At 72.3% G+C, this 15,768-nt stretch carries 14 protein-coding genes; 3 read left to right on the top strand and 11 right to left on the bottom strand.

Features of this window, described 5'->3' with window-relative positions:
• Positions 1-138: 138 nt before the first annotated feature.
• From ACFVX4_RS01055 to lipB, 4 genes are all read right to left on the bottom strand, one after another.
• Complete coding sequence (locus tag ACFVX4_RS01055) at positions 139-846, bottom strand: DUF4191 domain-containing protein (RefSeq protein WP_389970533.1); 708 nt, start codon at positions 844-846, stop codon at positions 139-141.
• Positions 847-865: 19 nt separating this feature from the next.
• Positions 866-1,066, bottom strand: coding sequence for a hypothetical protein (locus ACFVX4_RS01050; protein WP_385327145.1), 201 nt, complete (start codon positions 1,064-1,066; stop codon positions 866-868).
• A 340-nt stretch (positions 1,067-1,406) separates the two neighbouring features.
• Positions 1,407-2,372, bottom strand: coding sequence for a lipoyl synthase (lipA, locus tag ACFVX4_RS01045; RefSeq protein ID WP_389970530.1), 966 nt, complete (start codon positions 2,370-2,372; stop codon positions 1,407-1,409).
• A gap of 132 nt (positions 2,373-2,504) precedes the next feature.
• Positions 2,505-3,317, bottom strand: a complete 813-nt coding sequence (lipB, locus tag ACFVX4_RS01040) for a lipoyl(octanoyl) transferase LipB (RefSeq protein WP_266420190.1) — start codon at positions 3,315-3,317, stop codon at positions 2,505-2,507.
• A 263-nt stretch (positions 3,318-3,580) separates the two neighbouring features.
• Here lipB and ACFVX4_RS01035 point away from each other — a divergent pair, with 263 nt between their 5' ends.
• A complete protein-coding gene (locus ACFVX4_RS01035; protein WP_389970527.1) occupies positions 3,581-5,383 on the top strand; it encodes a regulator in 1,803 nt (600 codons plus the stop codon).
• Positions 5,384-5,425: 42 nt separating this feature from the next.
• Here ACFVX4_RS01035 and ACFVX4_RS01030 read toward each other — a convergent pair whose 3' ends face one another.
• Both ACFVX4_RS01030 and ACFVX4_RS01025 read right to left on the bottom strand, forming a co-directional pair.
• Positions 5,426-6,727, bottom strand: a complete 1,302-nt coding sequence (locus tag ACFVX4_RS01030; protein ID WP_389970524.1) for an NAD(P)/FAD-dependent oxidoreductase — start codon at positions 6,725-6,727, stop codon at positions 5,426-5,428.
• 218 nt (positions 6,728-6,945) lie between these two features.
• Positions 6,946-7,842, bottom strand: coding sequence for a TIGR01777 family oxidoreductase (locus ACFVX4_RS01025; RefSeq protein ID WP_389972038.1), 897 nt, complete (start codon positions 7,840-7,842; stop codon positions 6,946-6,948).
• 129 nt (positions 7,843-7,971) lie between these two features.
• Here ACFVX4_RS01025 and ACFVX4_RS01020 point away from each other — a divergent pair, with 129 nt between their 5' ends.
• On the top strand, positions 7,972-8,499 hold the full coding sequence (locus tag ACFVX4_RS01020; protein ID WP_389970521.1) for a GNAT family N-acetyltransferase: 528 nt from the start codon (positions 7,972-7,974) through the stop codon (positions 8,497-8,499).
• 49 nt (positions 8,500-8,548) lie between these two features.
• On the opposite strand, the gene ACFVX4_RS01015 is transcribed toward ACFVX4_RS01020, so the two are convergent.
• Positions 8,549-9,184 carry a TetR family transcriptional regulator gene (locus ACFVX4_RS01015; protein ID WP_389970518.1) on the bottom strand — a complete coding sequence of 212 codons (636 nt, stop codon included), beginning with the start codon at positions 9,182-9,184 and terminating at the stop codon, positions 8,549-8,551.
• Between the two features lie 157 nt (positions 9,185-9,341).
• Here ACFVX4_RS01015 and ACFVX4_RS01010 point away from each other — a divergent pair, with 157 nt between their 5' ends.
• Complete coding sequence (locus ACFVX4_RS01010; RefSeq protein WP_389970515.1) at positions 9,342-10,112, top strand: SDR family NAD(P)-dependent oxidoreductase; 771 nt, start codon at positions 9,342-9,344, stop codon at positions 10,110-10,112.
• A 22-nt stretch (positions 10,113-10,134) separates the two neighbouring features.
• Here ACFVX4_RS01010 and ACFVX4_RS01005 read toward each other — a convergent pair whose 3' ends face one another.
• The 4 genes from ACFVX4_RS01005 to ACFVX4_RS00990 all read right to left on the bottom strand — a co-directional run bounded on the left by ACFVX4_RS01005 (position 10,135) and on the right by ACFVX4_RS00990 (position 15,589).
• Positions 10,135-10,656 carry a DUF4240 domain-containing protein gene (locus ACFVX4_RS01005; RefSeq protein ID WP_389972036.1) on the bottom strand — a complete coding sequence of 174 codons (522 nt, stop codon included), beginning with the start codon at positions 10,654-10,656 and terminating at the stop codon, positions 10,135-10,137.
• Positions 10,657-10,717: 61 nt separating this feature from the next.
• Positions 10,718-11,689: a helix-turn-helix transcriptional regulator gene (locus ACFVX4_RS01000; protein WP_389970512.1), complete on the bottom strand. Its 972-nt coding sequence runs from the start codon at positions 11,687-11,689 to the stop codon at positions 10,718-10,720.
• A gap of 218 nt (positions 11,690-11,907) precedes the next feature.
• Entirely contained in the window at positions 11,908-14,577 is a 2,670-nt protein-coding gene (aceE, locus tag ACFVX4_RS00995; RefSeq protein ID WP_389970509.1) for a pyruvate dehydrogenase (acetyl-transferring), homodimeric type, read from the bottom strand.
• Positions 14,578-14,965: 388 nt separating this feature from the next.
• The gene (locus ACFVX4_RS00990) at positions 14,966-15,589 is read right to left on the bottom strand and encodes a GntR family transcriptional regulator (RefSeq protein ID WP_266420209.1); all 624 of its coding nucleotides are present in this window, start codon (positions 15,587-15,589) and stop codon (positions 14,966-14,968) included.
• Between the last annotated feature and the right edge of the window lie 179 nt (positions 15,590-15,768).

Here is a 15,768-nt window from a genome sequence, read left to right as displayed (position 1 = left end):
AACGAAGAATGTGGTAGACGCGCAAACGCCCCAAGAGACAAGCACTTGCCACAAAAAAACACCGGCCGGACCCTACCCCCCTCCACCCCCCCCCCACCCTCCCCTCCCCCCCCCCCCCGCCTCTTCGTATGTCCGACGTCAGCGCATCTTTCCGCCGCGCGGCATCCGCATGCCCTTCGGCATGGGGCCCTTGGGCAGCGGCATGTTGCTCATCAGGTCACCCATCGCGCGCAGCCGGTCGTTGGCGGCCGTCACCTGCGGGCCGGTGAGGACGCGCGGCAGCTTCAGCATCTTGGTGCGCACCTTCTTGAGCGGCACCTGGCCCTCGTCGTTGCCGACGATGATGTCGTGCACCGGTACGTCGACCAGGATGCGCGCCATCTTCTTCTTCTCGGCCGCGAGCAGCAGCTTCACCCGGTTCCCGTTGCCCTCGCCGACCAGCACGATGCCCGCCTTGCCCACGGCGCGGTGGACGACGTCCTGGCTGCGGTTCATCGCGACCGCGGGTGTCGTGGTCCAGCCCCGGCCCACACGGTCCAGCACCGCCGCCGCGGCGCCCGGCTGCCCCTCCATCTGCCCGAAGGCGGCACGCTCGGCACGCCGTCCGAAGACGATCGCCATCGCGAGGAGGGCCAGCACGAAGCCCAGGATGCCCAGATAGATCGGGTGGCCGATCAGGAAGCCGACCCCGAGGATGACACCGAAGGTGACAATTCCCACGCCCGCGACCACAAGACCGACCTTCGGGTCGGACCGCCTGGCCATCTTGTAGGTCAGGGCGATCTGCTTGAGTCGCCCCGCGTTCTCGGCGCTGTCCGCGCCTTCAGTGTTTGACTTCCTCGCCATGTACAGAAGTTTACGTGGCCTAGGAACGGTGGTCGGCCGCGGCCTCCAGTACGTACTCGGCCTCGACCCTGTCCTTGGCCCGGCGCCGGTCCTCCAGGACGGCGGTCCAGGCGTTGCGGCGGGCGGTGCGCTGGCCGCTGCCCAGGACCAGCGACTCGACGGCACGGAGAGCATCGGTGACGGAAGGGATGGCGGTGGCGCGTACCGGCACGGCCTGCATCGTGGAAATCTCCTCGGAGCTGATGTGCGGACTGAGTTGCGTGGACTCAGCTGCCCGGACCGAACTGCCCGGGACTGCGTTGCGCGAAGTGGGTGGCGTGCGCTGGGATGCGGGAAGCAGGGCGGCAGCGGCCGGGACGGCTGCTGCCGGCCACCGCACCGTGTGCACCCAGCGTCACTGCTCGGTGTTACCAGCGCATGACCGGTCGGTCAAACACCAATGAAACCTTGATACGGGCGGCGCGCACGCCGACGCGGCCCATACGCGCCCCCGACCTGCGGGGAGCGTACGGGCCGCGTCGAATCAGTTATTACCGTGCGGTAGCTTCTTGTGCTCGGATTCACACGGCGGGCGCCGCGGCGGCGGCACCGCGACGCTCGATCGCCTGCTGGAAAAGACGGCCCGCGCGGTACGAGGAACGGACCAGCGGCCCGGACATCACGCCGGAGTAGCCGATCTCGTCGGCCTCCTCCTTCAGCTCCACGAACTCCTGCGGCTTCACCCAGCGCTCGACCGGGTGGTGGCGCACGGAGGGCCGCAGGTACTGCGTGATCGTGATGAGCTCGCAACCCGCGTCGTACAGGTCCTGGAGCGCCTCGCTGACTTCCTCGCGGGTCTCGCCCATGCCGAGGATCAGGTTGGACTTGGTCACCAGACCGGCCTCGCGGGCCCGGGTGATGACCTCCAGGGAGCGCTCGTAACGGAAGCCGGGGCGGATCCGCTTGAAGATCCGCGGCACCGTCTCGACGTTGTGCGCGAGCACCTCGGGGCGCGAGGAGAAGACCTCGGCGAGCTGCTCGGGCTCCGCGTTGAAGTCGGGGATCAGCAGCTCGACCTTGGTGCGGCCGGCCTCCCGCTCCGCGGTCAGCGCGTGGATCTGGCGCACGGTCTCCGCGTACAGCCAGGCACCGCCGTCCTCCAGGTCGTCGCGCGCGACGCCGGTGATGGTGGCGTAGTTCAGGTCCATCGCGACGACGGACTCGCCGACGCGGCGGGGCTCGTCCCGGTCCAGCGCCTGCGGCTTGCCCGTGTCGATCTGACAGAAGTCGCAGCGCCGGGTGCATTGGTCACCACCGATGAGGAAGGTGGCCTCCCGGTCCTCCCAGCACTCGAAGATGTTGGGGCAGCCGGCCTCCTGGCACACCGTGTGCAGACCCTCGCTCTTCACGAGTTTCTGCAGCTGGTTGTACTCGGGGCCCATCTTCGCCCGGGTCTTGATCCACTCGGGCTTGCGCTCGATGGGGGTCTGGCTGTTCCGGACCTCGAGGCGCAGCATCTTGCGCCCGTCGGGTGCGACAGCGGACACTCCGGCACTCCCCTTTGCTTTCACTGCATTGGATTCTTCGGCGAACACCAGGGTACGCCCGTGGTTCAAACGGCTTTACGTGTGGCCAACCTGTGGCCGGCAGGGCCTATTCCCGGAGGGGTGCTCCGAGCGTCATGCCGTGGCCACGGCATCCGTCGGGCGCTCGATGGCGCGCGGGGCGAGCTCGGCGTTCTCCAGGACGTCCCTGAGGTGCTTCTCGACGACCGGGAGCACGTCCGCGATGGTGATGTCGCGGCCGAGCTCGTACGCCAGCGAGGTGACGCCCGCGTCCCGGATGCCGCACGGCACGATCCGGTCGAACCAGGTGTTGTCCGGGTTCACGTTGAAGGAGAAGCCGTGCATGGTCACGCCCTTGGCCACCCGGATGCCGATCGCCGCCAGCTTGCGGTCCTCGCGGCGCTGGCCGGCGTTGGACGGGGCGTACTCGGGGCCGTTCAGTCGGGCGTCGAACTCCTCGTCGTGCAGCCTCGGGTCGAAGTCCAGGGAGAGTCCGCCGATCGCCGGGCGGTCCTCGACCGGGTCGCCGAGCACCCAGACGCCGCTGCGGCCCTCGACCCGGGTGGTCTCCACGCCGAACTCGGCGGCGGTACGGATCAGCGCGTCCTCCAGCCGACGGACATGCGCGACGACATCCACCGGGCGGGGCAGCTTCTGGATCGGGTAGCCGACCAGCTGCCCGGGACCGTGCCAGGTGATCTTGCCGCCGCGGTCCACGTCGATGACGGGGGTGCCGTCCAGTGGGCGTTCGCTCTCGGTCGTGCGCCGCCCGGCCGTGTAGACGGGCGGGTGTTCGAGCAGCAGGCAGGTGTCCGGGACGGTGTCCTCGAATCTGGCCGCGTGCACCTCGCGCTGCTTCTGCCAGGCCTCCTGGTAGTCGACGGCTTCCTCGCCGAATCCCAGCCGGACGAACCGAAGCTCAGCCACGACAGATGCCTTCCTACTCGCGGTGCCGGGAGCCGGGGGGTGTCCGGAGCCGCGTCACCATGCACTGAATCACGCCCCGGGCCACTGTACGACCGGCCCCCGGACGGTGGCCCGGCAGGTCTTCCCGTCAGCGCCAACCTCAATCCTCACACGATCGGATGAAAGTGAAGCGAAGGTGGCTGTGACCGCCGCGGAGGCCGCTAAATTCACGCCGTTCCATAAGGGCGCCCGCCCGGCCCCGAAGGCAGGAGACCGTACAGCTGATGTCGGAACGACCTCCGCAGCGCACCCCCAACCGCCGACTCGCCTCCCTCATCACCGAGGCCGGCTTCTCCAACGCCGGCCTCGCCCGCAGGGTGGACCAACTCGGCCTCGAACACGGCCTCGACCTGCGGTACGACAAGACCTCCGTGACCCGCTGGCTGCGTGGTCAGCAGCCCCGCGGGACCACCCCCGCGCTGATCGCCGAGGTCTTCACCCGGCGGCTCGGGCGCCGCCTCTCCGCGCAGGACCTGGGCCTCGACGCGTGCGCCCCGGTCTACGCGGGCCTGGAGTTCGCGGCCACGCCCGCGGAGGCGGTCGACATCGTCAGCGGGCTGTGGCGGAAGGACTCGGGCAGCCATGCGGAGCTGCGCAAGATCGCCTTCACTCCGGCCGGGCTCGTCGTCCCCAGCAGGGACTGGCTGATCGGACGGGCCGACGAGTGGGTGGGACGGGGGAGCGAGCCCTCGCCCCAGGCGCGCGGCGGGACCGGTGGGGTCGGTGGCGCCCACGCGACCGGTGGGGCCCACGCGACCAGTGGCGCCCACGTGGCCGGAGGGATCGGCAGGCCCCTCGGGGGCGGTGGGACCGCCGGGGCCACGGGGACGGCGGGAGCCGCCGAGACCGGTGGTTCCGTGCGGCCCGGCGGCCCCGGCGGCCCCGGCGGCCCCGGCGGCCCCGGCGGAGTGCCGGGAGCGCACGGCTTGTACGGGGCGCACGGCGGGACGGCGGCGTCGGGCGCCGGTGGCCGCGGGGTCCGTGGGCCCGTGCCCTCCCGGCCCTCCGGACCGTCCGCGCCACCGGGCTCGCCCACACTCCCGTCGGCTCCGGCCCCGCCGGGAACAGGGCTGCCGGGCGCCCCCGGCGTCCCCCGGCAGCGGCAGACCGACCGCGGCCCCGGCCAGCGGGTCAGCGGCGGTGACGTCGCCGCCCTGCGCTCGGTCGGCGAGCTCTTCCGCACCCTCGACAACGCCTACGGCGGCGGCCACGCCCGCCAGGCCCTCGTCCGATACCTGGAGCACGAGACGGAACCCATGCTCCGCGGGACGTACGGGGAGGCGACCGGCCGCCGGCTCTTCTCCGCCGCCGCCGACCTGACCCGGCTGGCGGGCTGGACCTCGTACGACATCGCGGCCCACGGCCTGGCCCAGCGGTACTTCGTCCAGGCGCTGCGGCTCGCCCAGGCCGCCGGGGACCGCGCGTACGGCAGCTACGTCCTGATCACCATGAGCCGGCAGGCGGTCTACCTCGGCCACGGCAGGGAAGCCGTGCAGCTGGCCCGGGTGGCCCAGCAGGGCATCGGCTCGTCGGCGCCGCCCGTCGTCCAGGCCCTGCTGCACGCCGTCGAGGCACGCGGTCACGGGGTGCTCGGCGAGGCCAGGCCCTGCACCACCTCGCTGGCGCGGGCGGAACGCGCGCTGGAGATCGCCCGGCACGGGGACGAGGTGCCGCACTGGGCGCGGTACTTCGACGAGGCACAGCTCGCCGACGAGTTCGGGCACTGCCACCGGGATCTGCAGCAGTACCGGGCCGCGGCGCAGCACGCGGAGCGCTCCCTCCAGCTGCGCTCCCCGGCGTACGCCCGCAGCCGGCTGTTCTGCCGGGTGGTGCTGGCATCCGCCCGGCTCGGGCTCGGCGAGCTCGACCAGGCGTGCGTGCTCGGTGCCGAGGCCGCCCAGCAGGCCGCGGAGATGCGGTCGGTGCGGGCGACGGAGTACGTCCGGGACTTCGAGCGACGCCTGGAGCCGTACCGGGACGCCGCGGCGGTACGGGGCTACCGCGACCGGGTCGCCGCCCTGGGGTGAGTCCGGGGGCGCGGCCACCGGCGCCCCCGGACGTCGCGAGCCCTACGCCGCCTCGGACAGCGCCGTCCCGCTCCCCGGCCGTACGCCCAGGTCGGTGAGGATCGCCTCGGCCGCGCGCCGGCCCGAGAACAGGGCGCCCTGCACCGTGCTCGTGTCGCGGTGGTCGCCGCACACGTACAGACCGGCGAGCAGCCGCACCGGGCGGCGCGGATCGTGCGGGGCCGACATCGCGGGGACCGCCTCGGGGTCGTGGTGGGAGGCCAGCAGCTCCCAGTCGTCGGTGGGGGTGCCGTACAGCGCGGCGAGATGGGCGCGGACCGTGCGGTCCAGGTCGGGCGGCGGGGTGCCGAGCACCGTCGAGCTGATCAGCGTACGGCCGCGCGGGGCGCGCGAGGGGTCGACCGCGCTCATCACCGCGGTGTGCGCGACCGGGCCCGACCGGTCGGCGTCCAGCAGCAGTGCGGCACCGGTCGGCGGGGGAACGGGGGCGGTGTGGTGAAGGACCGTCACGGCGTGGAAGGGCGGCACCCGCAGACCGGGCAGCAGCTCGGCGGCGGCGCCCGCGCCGGTCGCCAGCAGCAGGGAACGGCAGCCCAGTTCGCCGTGCTCCTTGGTACGGACCGAGGTGATGTCGGCAGCCGTGACGTGCACACCCGTACGTACGGTGCCGGGCGGCAGCGCGGCAGCCAGGAGCTCGGGCAGGGTGCCCGAGCCGCCCGCGGGCACGCACAGCCTGCCGCGGGCGTAGCCGCGCAGGGCGAGGTCGGCGCACCGGCTGGACGTGCTGAGTCCGGGGTCGCTGAGCAGCGCGGAGAGCAGCGGGCGGAGGAAGCCGTTGACCGTACGGGAGGGCAGGCCGCGGTGGGACAGGGCGGCGAGCGCGGTCTGTTCGGGCCGGGCCAGGATGCGGGCGGACGGGGTGGCGGCGAGCCGGGACAGGGCGGCGCCCAGCCGGGCCTGGTCGATCGGCCCGCCCATCGGTGGCCGGGGGGCGCTTGCGAGGGCGCGCGCTGCTTTGAATGCGCCCCGAGCGCCCCGTACATCGCCGGTGCGGTACTGGCGCCCCTCGCTGTGGACGAGGACCCCCGGGGCGAAGTTGCGCAGCAGCAGCCCTTCGAGGCCGGGCGTCGTGCGCAGCTCCGGGTAGGAGGTGCTGAGGAGCGGGCCGAGGTGGTCGAGCCGGAAGCCGTCCAGCTCCGCGGTGGTCATCCGGCCGCCGACCCGGGGGCCGGCCTCCAGGACGCTGACGCTTACCCCTGCACTGGTCAATCGATGGGCTGCTGACAGACCGGCGATCCCGGCCCCGATGATGACGACGTCCGCGTGGTGTGCCGTGCTGAGCACGTGCCCCTCCCCGAGTCGGCGCGACTGCTGGGAGGCTCTTGCCCCCAACAGGCCCCCGGAATGCCCGAGTTCGCAAGGAGGCTAGGAGGGCGGCCGGCGAAGACGCAGTCGCGCGCACCCGGGGCACCGTTGCACGGGGTCGCATGTCCGTCCGATTTCGCGGAGGGTGCGCCGACCGGCGGCGCGCGGGAGGAGGTCCGGCGAGTGCCGGTGCTCTCTCAGCGCAGCGCCGCGCGGATCGCCCCGTCGATTCCCGGGAAGGCGAACACGAAGCCCGAGTCCAGCAACCGACCCGGCAGCACCCGCTGGCTGGCCAGCACATCCTCCGCGAAGTCCCCCAGGGCGATCCGCAGGGCCGGTGCCGGAGCCGTGAAGAGCGTGGGGCGGTGCAGCACCCGCCCCATCGCGGCCGTCACCTCGCTGTTGGTGACGGGGTCGGGTCCGGTCAGGTTCACCGGACCCGACAGCGACTCCGTGTCCAGGATGTGGCGCAGTGCCGCGACCTCGTCGTGCAGCGCGATGAAGCTCCAGTACTGGCGCCCGTTGCCCAGCCGGCCGCCGAGCCCCGCCCGGAACAGCGGGAAGAGCCGGCCCCAGGCGCCGCCCTCGCGGCCGACGACCAGACCGGTGCGCGCGTGCACCGTCCGTACGCCCGCCTCCTGGGCGGCCGCCGTGGCCGCCTCCCACTCCACACAGACGGACGGCAGGAAGCCCTCGCCGGCCGGGGCGCTCTCGTCGACGGCGCGGTCCCCGGTGTCGCCGTAGTAGCCGATCGCCGACCCGGACAGCAGCACCTTCGGCGGTACGTCCAGCGAGGCGACGGCCTCGGCGATCGCCGCCGTCCCCAGCACCCGGCTGTCCCGGATCTCCCGCTTGTACGCCGCTGTCCAGCGGTGGTCACCGACCCCGGCCCCGGCGAGATGGACGACGGCGTCGCAGCCGACCAGGCCCGCCACGTCGACGTACCCCCGCCCGGGATCCCACTCCACCTCGTCGCCGGCCCGCGCGGGATGCCGCACGAGGCGCACCACCTCGTGCCCGTCGGCCCGCAGCGAACGCACCAGCGCCGCTCCGATGAGTCCGGATGCTCCGGTGACAGCGATACGGGAGGGCAGTATGGGTCCATCCTGCCCCAGCGGCCCCGGCCGGGCCCACCTGCCGGGCCGACAGCCCTCGTGTCCTCGGTGCGGCGAGCGGCGAAATGCGGCTGACCGGGCGAGGGGTGCCGTGGCACAGTGACGCGCATGCCCGAGAACCCCGCGCACCCTGCCTGTTCCGTCCGTCCCGCCGCCCTCTCCGACGAGGCCGCACTCGGTGAACTCGACCGCGCCACCTGGTCGACGCTGCACGCCGTGATGCCCAGGCCGCAGCCGCCGTACGCGCCGTTCTTCGACGAGCGCCACCGGCCCGAGGGCTTCCTGGTGGCCGAGGTGCGGGACGACGCGGGCGAGCTGCGCCCGGCCGGATACATCAGGCTGGTCCCTGCGAGCCCGCTGGCCTGCAACGCCCACGTCCAGCAGATACAGGGCCTCGTCGTGGCCGGCTGGGCGCGCGGCCGCGGCGTCGCCAGGGCCCTGCTGCGGGCCGCCTTCGCGACCGCCCGCGGTGACGGGGCGAACCGGATGACCCTGCGGGTGCTCGGGCACAACGCGCCCGCGCGCGCCCTGTACGAGTCGGAGGGGTTCGTCGTGGAGGGCGTGCTGCCCGGTGAGTTCTTCCTGGACGGGCGTTACGTCGACGACGTACTCATGGGCCGCTCGCTCGCCCCGTGACCCCGGGGACTGCCCGGCGGATCGGTCCGGACCGGCTCTCGCTCCCCGCTCAGCCCTTGAACAGCCGCATGCCGCCGATGAGTTCGTGCAGGCAGCGCACCGCCAGATCGGCGGGTGAGCCGGGCCCGGTCGTCGGCGCGTCCGTCGCCGCCCAGGCCTCCAGCGCGACACGTACCGCGTCCGTGGCGGCGGCCGCGGCGAGCCGGACCTCCAGCGGGTCCGCCCCGTCGCCCGCCAGCCGGGTCAGCACCGGCAGCAGCCGCTCCTCCGAATCCTGATTGACCCGGTACCAGACGGCACGCAGCGCCGGGTCGTCCGCCGCGGCCCGCAGCAGCCCGCGCGTCCAGCCGAGCTGCTCGGCGCCGTCCGCGCCCGGCGCCCGGAGCGCCTCGGTGACCGCCCGCTCCAGGATCCCGGCGAGCGGGTCCCCGGGCTCGGACGCTTCCAGCAGTGCCCGCCAGCGCTCGGCGCCGCCGGAGAGCAGCGGACCCACCGCGTCCTGCTTGGAGCGGAAGTAGCGGTAGAAGGTGCGCAGCGCCACGCCCGCCCGGCCGGCGATGTCCTCCGCCGTGGTGCCGTCGGGGCCCCGCTCGGCGAAGAGCGAGGCCGCGGCGCGCGCGATGTCCAGCTGGGTCGCCGCCTTGCGGCGCTCGGTGAGGGACGGCTGAGTCGGCTCGGTGCTCATTCCCAGGAGATTACCCCGGCGGGGGAGAGGTGTGCGCGAAATGCCGTCATGGCAAAACGTGCCATCAAGGCGTACGGTGGACATCGATCGGGACGTCATCGGGGCGCCGCCGAAACGCTTCGGGACAGCAGTCACCGGGATCGGGAGAGATGCGGACATGAACCGCTACGAAGGCCGCCGCGCACTCATCACCGGAGGCGGCTCCGGCATCGGGCAGGCCACCGTCCACCGCGTCCTCGCCGAGGGCGGCCGCGTCGTCGCGGCCGACGTCAACGAGGCCGGACTGAAGGCCACCCACGGCACGGCCGTGGCGAACGGCACCGCCGGGCGCCTCACCACCCTCGTCCTGGACATCTCGGACGAGGCCGCGGTCCGGGCGGGCGTGGCCTCCGCCGTGGAGACCCTCGGCGGGCTCGACGTCCTGGTCAACGCGGCCGGAATCCTGCGTTCCGAGCACACCCACAAGACATCGCTGGAGTTCTTCAACGAGATCATCGCGGTCAACCTCACGGGTACGTTCCTGATGATCCGCGAGGCCATACCGGCCCTGCTGGCGGGCGACGAGCCGGCTGTCGTGAACTTCTCCTCCACCTCGGCGAGCTTCGCGCACCCGTACATGTCGGCGTACGCGGCGAGCAAGGGCGGCATCCAGTCGATGACGCACGCGCTGGCGAGCGAGTACAGCAAGCAGGGGCTGCGGTTCGTCGCCGTCGCGCCCGGCTCGATCTCCTCCGACATGACCAGCGGCAACGGGCCGGGGCTGCCCGCCGACGCCGACATGTCGCTCTTCATGAAGCTGTCCCCGGCCCTCGGGGCGGGCTTCGCCAGCCCGGACACCGTCGCCGGCGTCGTCGCGATGCTCGGCTCCCGGGACGGGGCGTTCATCACCGGTACGGAGATCCGGATCGACGGCGGAACCCACTTCTGACGCGACGGCGCGGGAGCACCGGTCAGCCCGGCCCGAACCGTTCCCAGAGCGAGGGGAAGCGCTCCGCCAGGGCCGCCTCGTCCTCGAAGCTCACGGGGGTCCCCTCGGGCTCGGCGGTCTGGGGCGGCAGGCCGAGGTCCGGGGCGACCACGCCGGTGAGCTGTTCGTACGCCTCGTCGGCCGCGTAGCCGAGATCCTCGGCGTCCCCGTCGATCTCCTCGTCGAAGTCGTCGAGGAGATCGGCGAGGCTGTCCGGGTCGTGCAGGGCGCCCTCGAAGATCTCCCGGCCCTGGCCGATCAGCCAGCAGCGGAAGAAGTCGAAGGCGTCGTCGCTCGCGCCACCGAGCAGCACGGCGGCGGCGCCCCACAGATCCCAGCGGTAGGCGCGGTTGAAACGGGCCTCGAAGTGCCTGGCGAAGTCCAGCACCGCATCGGGATCGAGCCGCACCAGCCGTTCGACGAGCAGGTCGGCCTGGTCCTCGGGGTCGCCCTCGGCGGCCGCGCGGGAGCTGTCGATGAGCTCCCAGAACTCCGTCTCGTCCATCACGGGTCAAGCATCGGCCCTGGCGACAGGCGACGCACGCGGACGCGGGGAAAAGTAACCCTCAGCGATAGAGCTCGCGCAGGCGTTCGGCGGCCGCGGCGAAACGGTCCCGCAGGGCGGTCGGCTCCAGGACCTCCGACTCCGGCCCCAGGGCCAGCAGTTGGCTGTAGGCGACCTCGTCGGACTCGACCGGCAGGGTGACCGTGAGCCACCCCTCGGCATCGGGCGGGCCGGCCGCCTCCAGGGCTTCGTGGACCGCCGAACGGTCCATGGTGTGCGGCAGTCGGCGTACACCCTCCGGCGACACCCGCACCGTCACCTCGGTCCGCAGGAGCGAACGGGCGAACTGGGCGGCCCGCTCGTCCCAGAAGCCCGGCAGATCGAATCGCTCGTCGCGCTCGAACCGCTCGTCGGACACCGTCACGGCCGAGAACCGGTCGATCCGGTACACCCGGAAGTCGTCTCCCACCCGGGCACAGACGTACCAGACGCCGGCCTTCAGGACGAGCCCGTGCGGTGCCATCTCCCGCTCCACATCGCCGTCCCGGCCGCCCCGGCGGTAGCGGGCACGGACGATCCGGTCGTCCCAGACGGCCTCGGCGACGGCCGGCAGCAGTTCGGGGGTGACCGGTTCCTGGTACCAGCCGGGAGCATCCAGGTGGAAGCGCCGGCCGGCACTGTCGGAGGCGTCCCGCAGCGAGGGCAGCAGGGCCGCCGACACCTTGAGCCGGGCGGCGGACGCGGCGTCCTCCAGGCCCATCTCGCGCAGGGCGGACGGCAGTCCGGAGAGGAAGAGCGCCTCGGCCTCGTCACGGGCGAGGCCGGTGAGGCGGGTGCGGTAACCGCCGACCAGCCGGTAGCCCCCGATCCGGCCCCGGTCCGCGTACACCGGGACACCCGCTTCCGAGAGCGCCTGCGCGTCCCGGGTCACGGTCCGCTCGGACACCTCCAGCTCCCGGGCGAGCTCGGCGGCGGTCATGGCGGGACGGGACTGCAGGAGCAGCACCATTCTGATGAGACGGGCAGCGCGCATGCGGCCATTGTGGCCGCGGTGCGCGGTGCGTGTTCCCCGGGCCCGGGGGAGGTGGCCTCAAGCGCCGGCCGGGCTCCAAAGACGTCCTCGATCGCCGGACAGGCTTGGTCTTGCCGGCTCCGGGGGCAGATCAAGCCCGTCCGGCGATCGAGGACAAAGCCTGCGCCGGACGGGCGAGACGGGGGCCGGGGCGGGCCCGGACCCCGTCTTCCGGGCCGTCAGAGCCCGTACCGCTCCCGGGCCTCCTTGACCGCGGAGGCGGTCACCTCGCCGCGGCGGGCCAGCTGGGCCAGGGCCGCGACCGTGACCGACTGCGCGTCGACGCCGAAGTGGCGGCGGGCCGCGTCGCGGGTGTCGGAGAGGCCGAAGCCGTCCGTGCCGAGCGAGGACCAGTCCTGCTCCACCCACTGGCTGATCTGGTCCGGGACCTGACGCATCCAGTCGCTGACCGCGACGACCGGACCCGGTGCGCCCTCCAGCGCCTGGGTCACGTACGGCACCCGCTGCTCACCCCGGAGCAGCGCCTCGTCGCACTCCAGCGCCTCGCGGCGCAGCTCGCCCCAGGAGGTGGCGGACCAGACGTCGGCCGTGACCCCCCAGTCCGCGGCCAGCAGCTCCTGCGCCTGAAGGGCCCAGTGGATCGCCGTTCCGGAGGCCAGCAGCTGGACCCGCGGGGCGTCGGCCGAGGCCGGGGTGCCCTCCTTGAAGCGGTACAGGCCCTTGACGATGCCCTCCTCGACGCCCTCCGGCATCGCGGGCTGCGGCTTCGGCTCGTTGTAGACCGTCAGGTAGTAGAAGACGTTCTCGGCCTCGGGGCCGTACATCCGCCGCAGACCGTCCTTGACGATCACCGCGATCTCGTACGCGAACGCCGGGTCGTAGTTGAGCGACGCCGGGTTCGTGGACGCGATCAGGTGCGAGTGGCCGTCCGCGTGCTGGAGGCCCTCGCCGGTCAGCGTCGTACGGCCCGCCGTGGCACCGACGATGAAGCCCTTGCCCAGCTGGTCGGCGAGCTGCCAGAACTGGTCGCCGGTCCGCTGCCAGCCGAACATCGAGTAGAAGATGTAGAAGGGGATCATCGTCTCGCCGTGCGTCGCGTACGACGTCGAGGCGGCGATGAAGTCGGCCATGGCTCCGGCCTCGGTGATCCCCTCGTTGAGGATCTGGCCGTCCTTGGCCTCCTTGTAGTACATCAGCTGGTCGCGGTCGACCGGATCGTACGTCTGGCCCAGCGGCGAGTAGATACCGGCCGACGGGAACAGCGACTCCATACCGAAGGTACGGGCCTCGTCCGGGACGATCGGAACCCAGCGCCTGCCGGTCTCCTTGTCCCGCATCAGGTCCTTGACCAGGCGCACGAAGGCCATCGTGGTGGCCATCTCCTGCTTGCCGGAGCCCTTCTTCAGCGCGGCGAACGCGCGCTCCTCGGGCTGGGGCAGCGCCACGGCGTGCGTCCGGCGGGCCGGGGCGGGACCGCCGAGGGCGGCGCGGCGCTCCTGGAGGTAACGGACCTCGGGGGAGTCGGCGCCCGGGTGGCCGTAGGGCACCAGGCCGTCGACGAAGGCGCTGTCGGGGATCGGGAGTCCGAGCAGCTCGCGCATGTCCTTGAACTCGTCGACGGACAGCTTCTTCATCTGGTGGTTGGCGTTCTTGGACTCGAAGCCCTTGCCGAGCGTGTAGCCCTTCACCGTCTGGGCGAGGATCACGGTCGGCGCGCCCTTGTGCTCGACGGCGGCCCGGTACGCCGCGTACACCTTGCGGGCCTCGTGGCCGCCGCGCGAGGTGTAGAAGCACTCGGCGATCTTCGCGTCGGTGAGCAGCTTGGCCAGCTCGGCGAGCGCGGGCTCGGCGCCGAAGAAGTGCTCGCGGATGTACGCGACGTCGCGGGTGGCATACGTCTGGAACTGCGCGTCCGGGACCTCCCGGAGCCGGCGGACCAGCGCACCGGTGGTGTCCAGCCGGAACAGCTCGTCCCAGGCGTTGCCCCAGAGCGTCTTGACGACGTTCCAGCCGGCGCCGCGGAACGCGCCCTCCAGCTCCTGGACCACGCGGAAGTTGGCGCGGACCGGGCCGTCGAGGCGCTGCAGGTTGCAGTTGATGACGAAGGTCAGGTTGTCGAGCCGCTCACGGGCCGCGAGGGCGAGGGCGGCGGTCGACTCGGGCTCGTCCATCTCGCCGTCGCCGAGGAAGGCCCAGACGTGCGAGTTCGACGTGTCCTTGATGTTGCGGTTGGCGAGGTAGCGGTTGAAGCGCGCCTGGTAGATCGCCGAGAGCGGGCCGAGGCCCATCGACACGGTGGGGAACTCCCACAGCCAGGGCAGCCGCCGCGGGTGCGGGTAGGACGGCAGACCGTCGCCGCCCGCCTCCTGGCGGAAGTTGTCGAGCTGCTGCTCGCTCAGCCGGCCGTCGAGGAAGGCGCGGGCGTAGATGCCGGGGGAGGCGTGGCCCTGGATGTAGAGCTGGTCGCCGGAGCCGTCCCCCTCCTTGCCGCGGAAGAAGTGGTTGAAGCCGGTCTCGTACAGCCAGGCCGCCGAGGCGAAGGTGGCGATGTGGCCGCCGACGCCGAACCGGGCGCCGCGGGTGACCATCGCGGCCGCGTTCCAGCGGTTCCAGGCGGTGATCCTGGACTCCATCTCCAGATCGCCGTCGAACGCGGGCTCGGCGGCGGTCGGGATGGAGTTGACGTAATCGGTCTCCAGCAGCTTGGGCAGCGCGAGACCGGCGCCCTCGGCGTGCTCGAGCGAGCGGCGCATCAGGTACGCGGCGCGGTGCGGGCCCGCGGCCTTGGTGACGGCATCCAGGGAGGCCGCCCATTCGGCGGTCTCCTCGGGGTCACGGTCCGGGAGCTGGTCGAGCTCGCTCGGAAGCTTTCCTACGGGGTCGGTCATGATCGCCGCCTTCCGGAGTGGAGGGGGGTGGAGAAGGCCCTGACTGGCAGGACAGGGCGATGGGGCCGGTGGGCCCGCGAATGAACTGTAAGGCGCCGATCGATGATCGATCAAAGGATGAAGAGCAAAACTTCTCGATATGAAGAAAGTGGCATGCGGTGCCGCGAAACGGGGCACGGAGTGACGGGATTTAGCACCTAAAAGGGGCACCCGCCTGCACAGGCGAGCGCCCCTCGCGACAGATGCGTACGGTCGGCCACGCCCTGGCACGCACGCTTCCCGCGTTGTCGTCGGTCGACGACGCTTCGCGTCGCCTCCCTCCTCCGCCTTGGAATCGCACGCACCAGACCGCGTCCGCTTTTCCGGTCCGAGGTCACCCGACAGCCTCTCAGGCGCGCGGCGCGCAGCCGAGCACGTGCGCCTTGACCAGTACCCCGATGTCCGGGTCCTTGCGCAGGAACGCCTCGATGAGCGCCTCGTGTTCTTCGGCGTACGACTTCTGAACCGTGCCCAGCCACCGGATCGACAGGGCGGTGAACACCTCGATGCCCAGCCCCTCCCAGGTGTGCAGCAGCACCGCGTTCCCGGCGGCCCGCACCATCTCGCGGTGGAAGCCCACGGTGTGCCGTACCTGCGCCTCTCCGTCGGCCAGCCGGTCCGCCTCGTAGAGCGCCGTCACATGCGGTGTGAGGCGCGAGCAGTCCTCGCCGAGGGACGGAGCCGCCAGCTCCGCCGCGATCTGCTCCAGACCGGCCCGTACGGGGTAGCTCTCCTCCAGGTCGGCGGCGGTCAGATTGCGGACCCGTACGCCCTTGTTGGGCGCCGACTCGATCAGCCGGAGCGTCTCCAGCTCCCGCAGCGCCTCGCGCACGGGCGTCTGGCTGACCTCCAGCTCGGTGGCGATCCGGCGCTCCACGATCCGCTCACCGGGCTTCCAGCGCCCGCTGACGATACCGTCCACGATGTGCTCGCGGATCTGTTCGCGCAGCGAGTGGACGACGGGCGGGGTCATGAGGGGCTCCTTCGGGGCAAACCGGTGCTGTCCGCACCATCACGATTGCCGGGGCGACCGGTGGTGTCTAGACAATACGGCGGCGGGAGAAGGCAAAGAAAATGCTTACCACGGGGGACGCCGGGGGGGCGGGGGGAGACCAAGCTGCTGTCAGGCCCGGACGCGGCCCGCCCCCCCTC

This window comes from Streptomyces sp. NPDC058240, assembly GCF_042882135.1.
Classification (GTDB): Bacteria; Actinomycetota; Actinomycetes; order Streptomycetales; family Streptomycetaceae; genus Streptomyces.
Note: the sequence above shows the minus strand (reverse complement) of the source record. Positions and strands in the feature narration are given on the sequence as shown.

What these genes read in the sequence shown, in the direction of transcription:
- ACFVX4_RS01005 (WP_389972036.1), bottom strand. Translation starts at nt 10,656, where the DNA reads ATGGACGAGACGGAGTTCTGGGAGCTCATCGACAGCTCCCGCGCGGCC.
- ACFVX4_RS01010 (WP_389970515.1), top strand. Translation starts at nt 9,342, where the DNA reads ATGAACCGCTACGAAGGCCGCCGCGCACTCATCACCGGAGGCGGCTCC.
- aceE (WP_389970509.1), bottom strand. Translation starts at nt 14,577, where the DNA reads ATGACCGACCCCGTAGGAAAGCTTCCGAGCGAGCTCGACCAGCTCCCG.
- ACFVX4_RS01055 (WP_389970533.1), bottom strand. Translation starts at nt 846, where the DNA reads ATGGCGAGGAAGTCAAACACTGAAGGCGCGGACAGCGCCGAGAACGCG.
- ACFVX4_RS01050 (WP_385327145.1), bottom strand. Translation starts at nt 1,066, where the DNA reads ATGCAGGCCGTGCCGGTACGCGCCACCGCCATCCCTTCCGTCACCGAT.
- ACFVX4_RS01015 (WP_389970518.1), bottom strand. Translation starts at nt 9,184, where the DNA reads ATGAGCACCGAGCCGACTCAGCCGTCCCTCACCGAGCGCCGCAAGGCG.
- ACFVX4_RS00990 (WP_266420209.1), bottom strand. Translation starts at nt 15,589, where the DNA reads ATGACCCCGCCCGTCGTCCACTCGCTGCGCGAACAGATCCGCGAGCAC.
- ACFVX4_RS01000 (WP_389970512.1), bottom strand. Translation starts at nt 11,689, where the DNA reads ATGCGCGCTGCCCGTCTCATCAGAATGGTGCTGCTCCTGCAGTCCCGT.
- ACFVX4_RS01035 (WP_389970527.1), top strand. Translation starts at nt 3,581, where the DNA reads ATGTCGGAACGACCTCCGCAGCGCACCCCCAACCGCCGACTCGCCTCC.
- ACFVX4_RS01020 (WP_389970521.1), top strand. Translation starts at nt 7,972, where the DNA reads ATGCCCGAGAACCCCGCGCACCCTGCCTGTTCCGTCCGTCCCGCCGCC.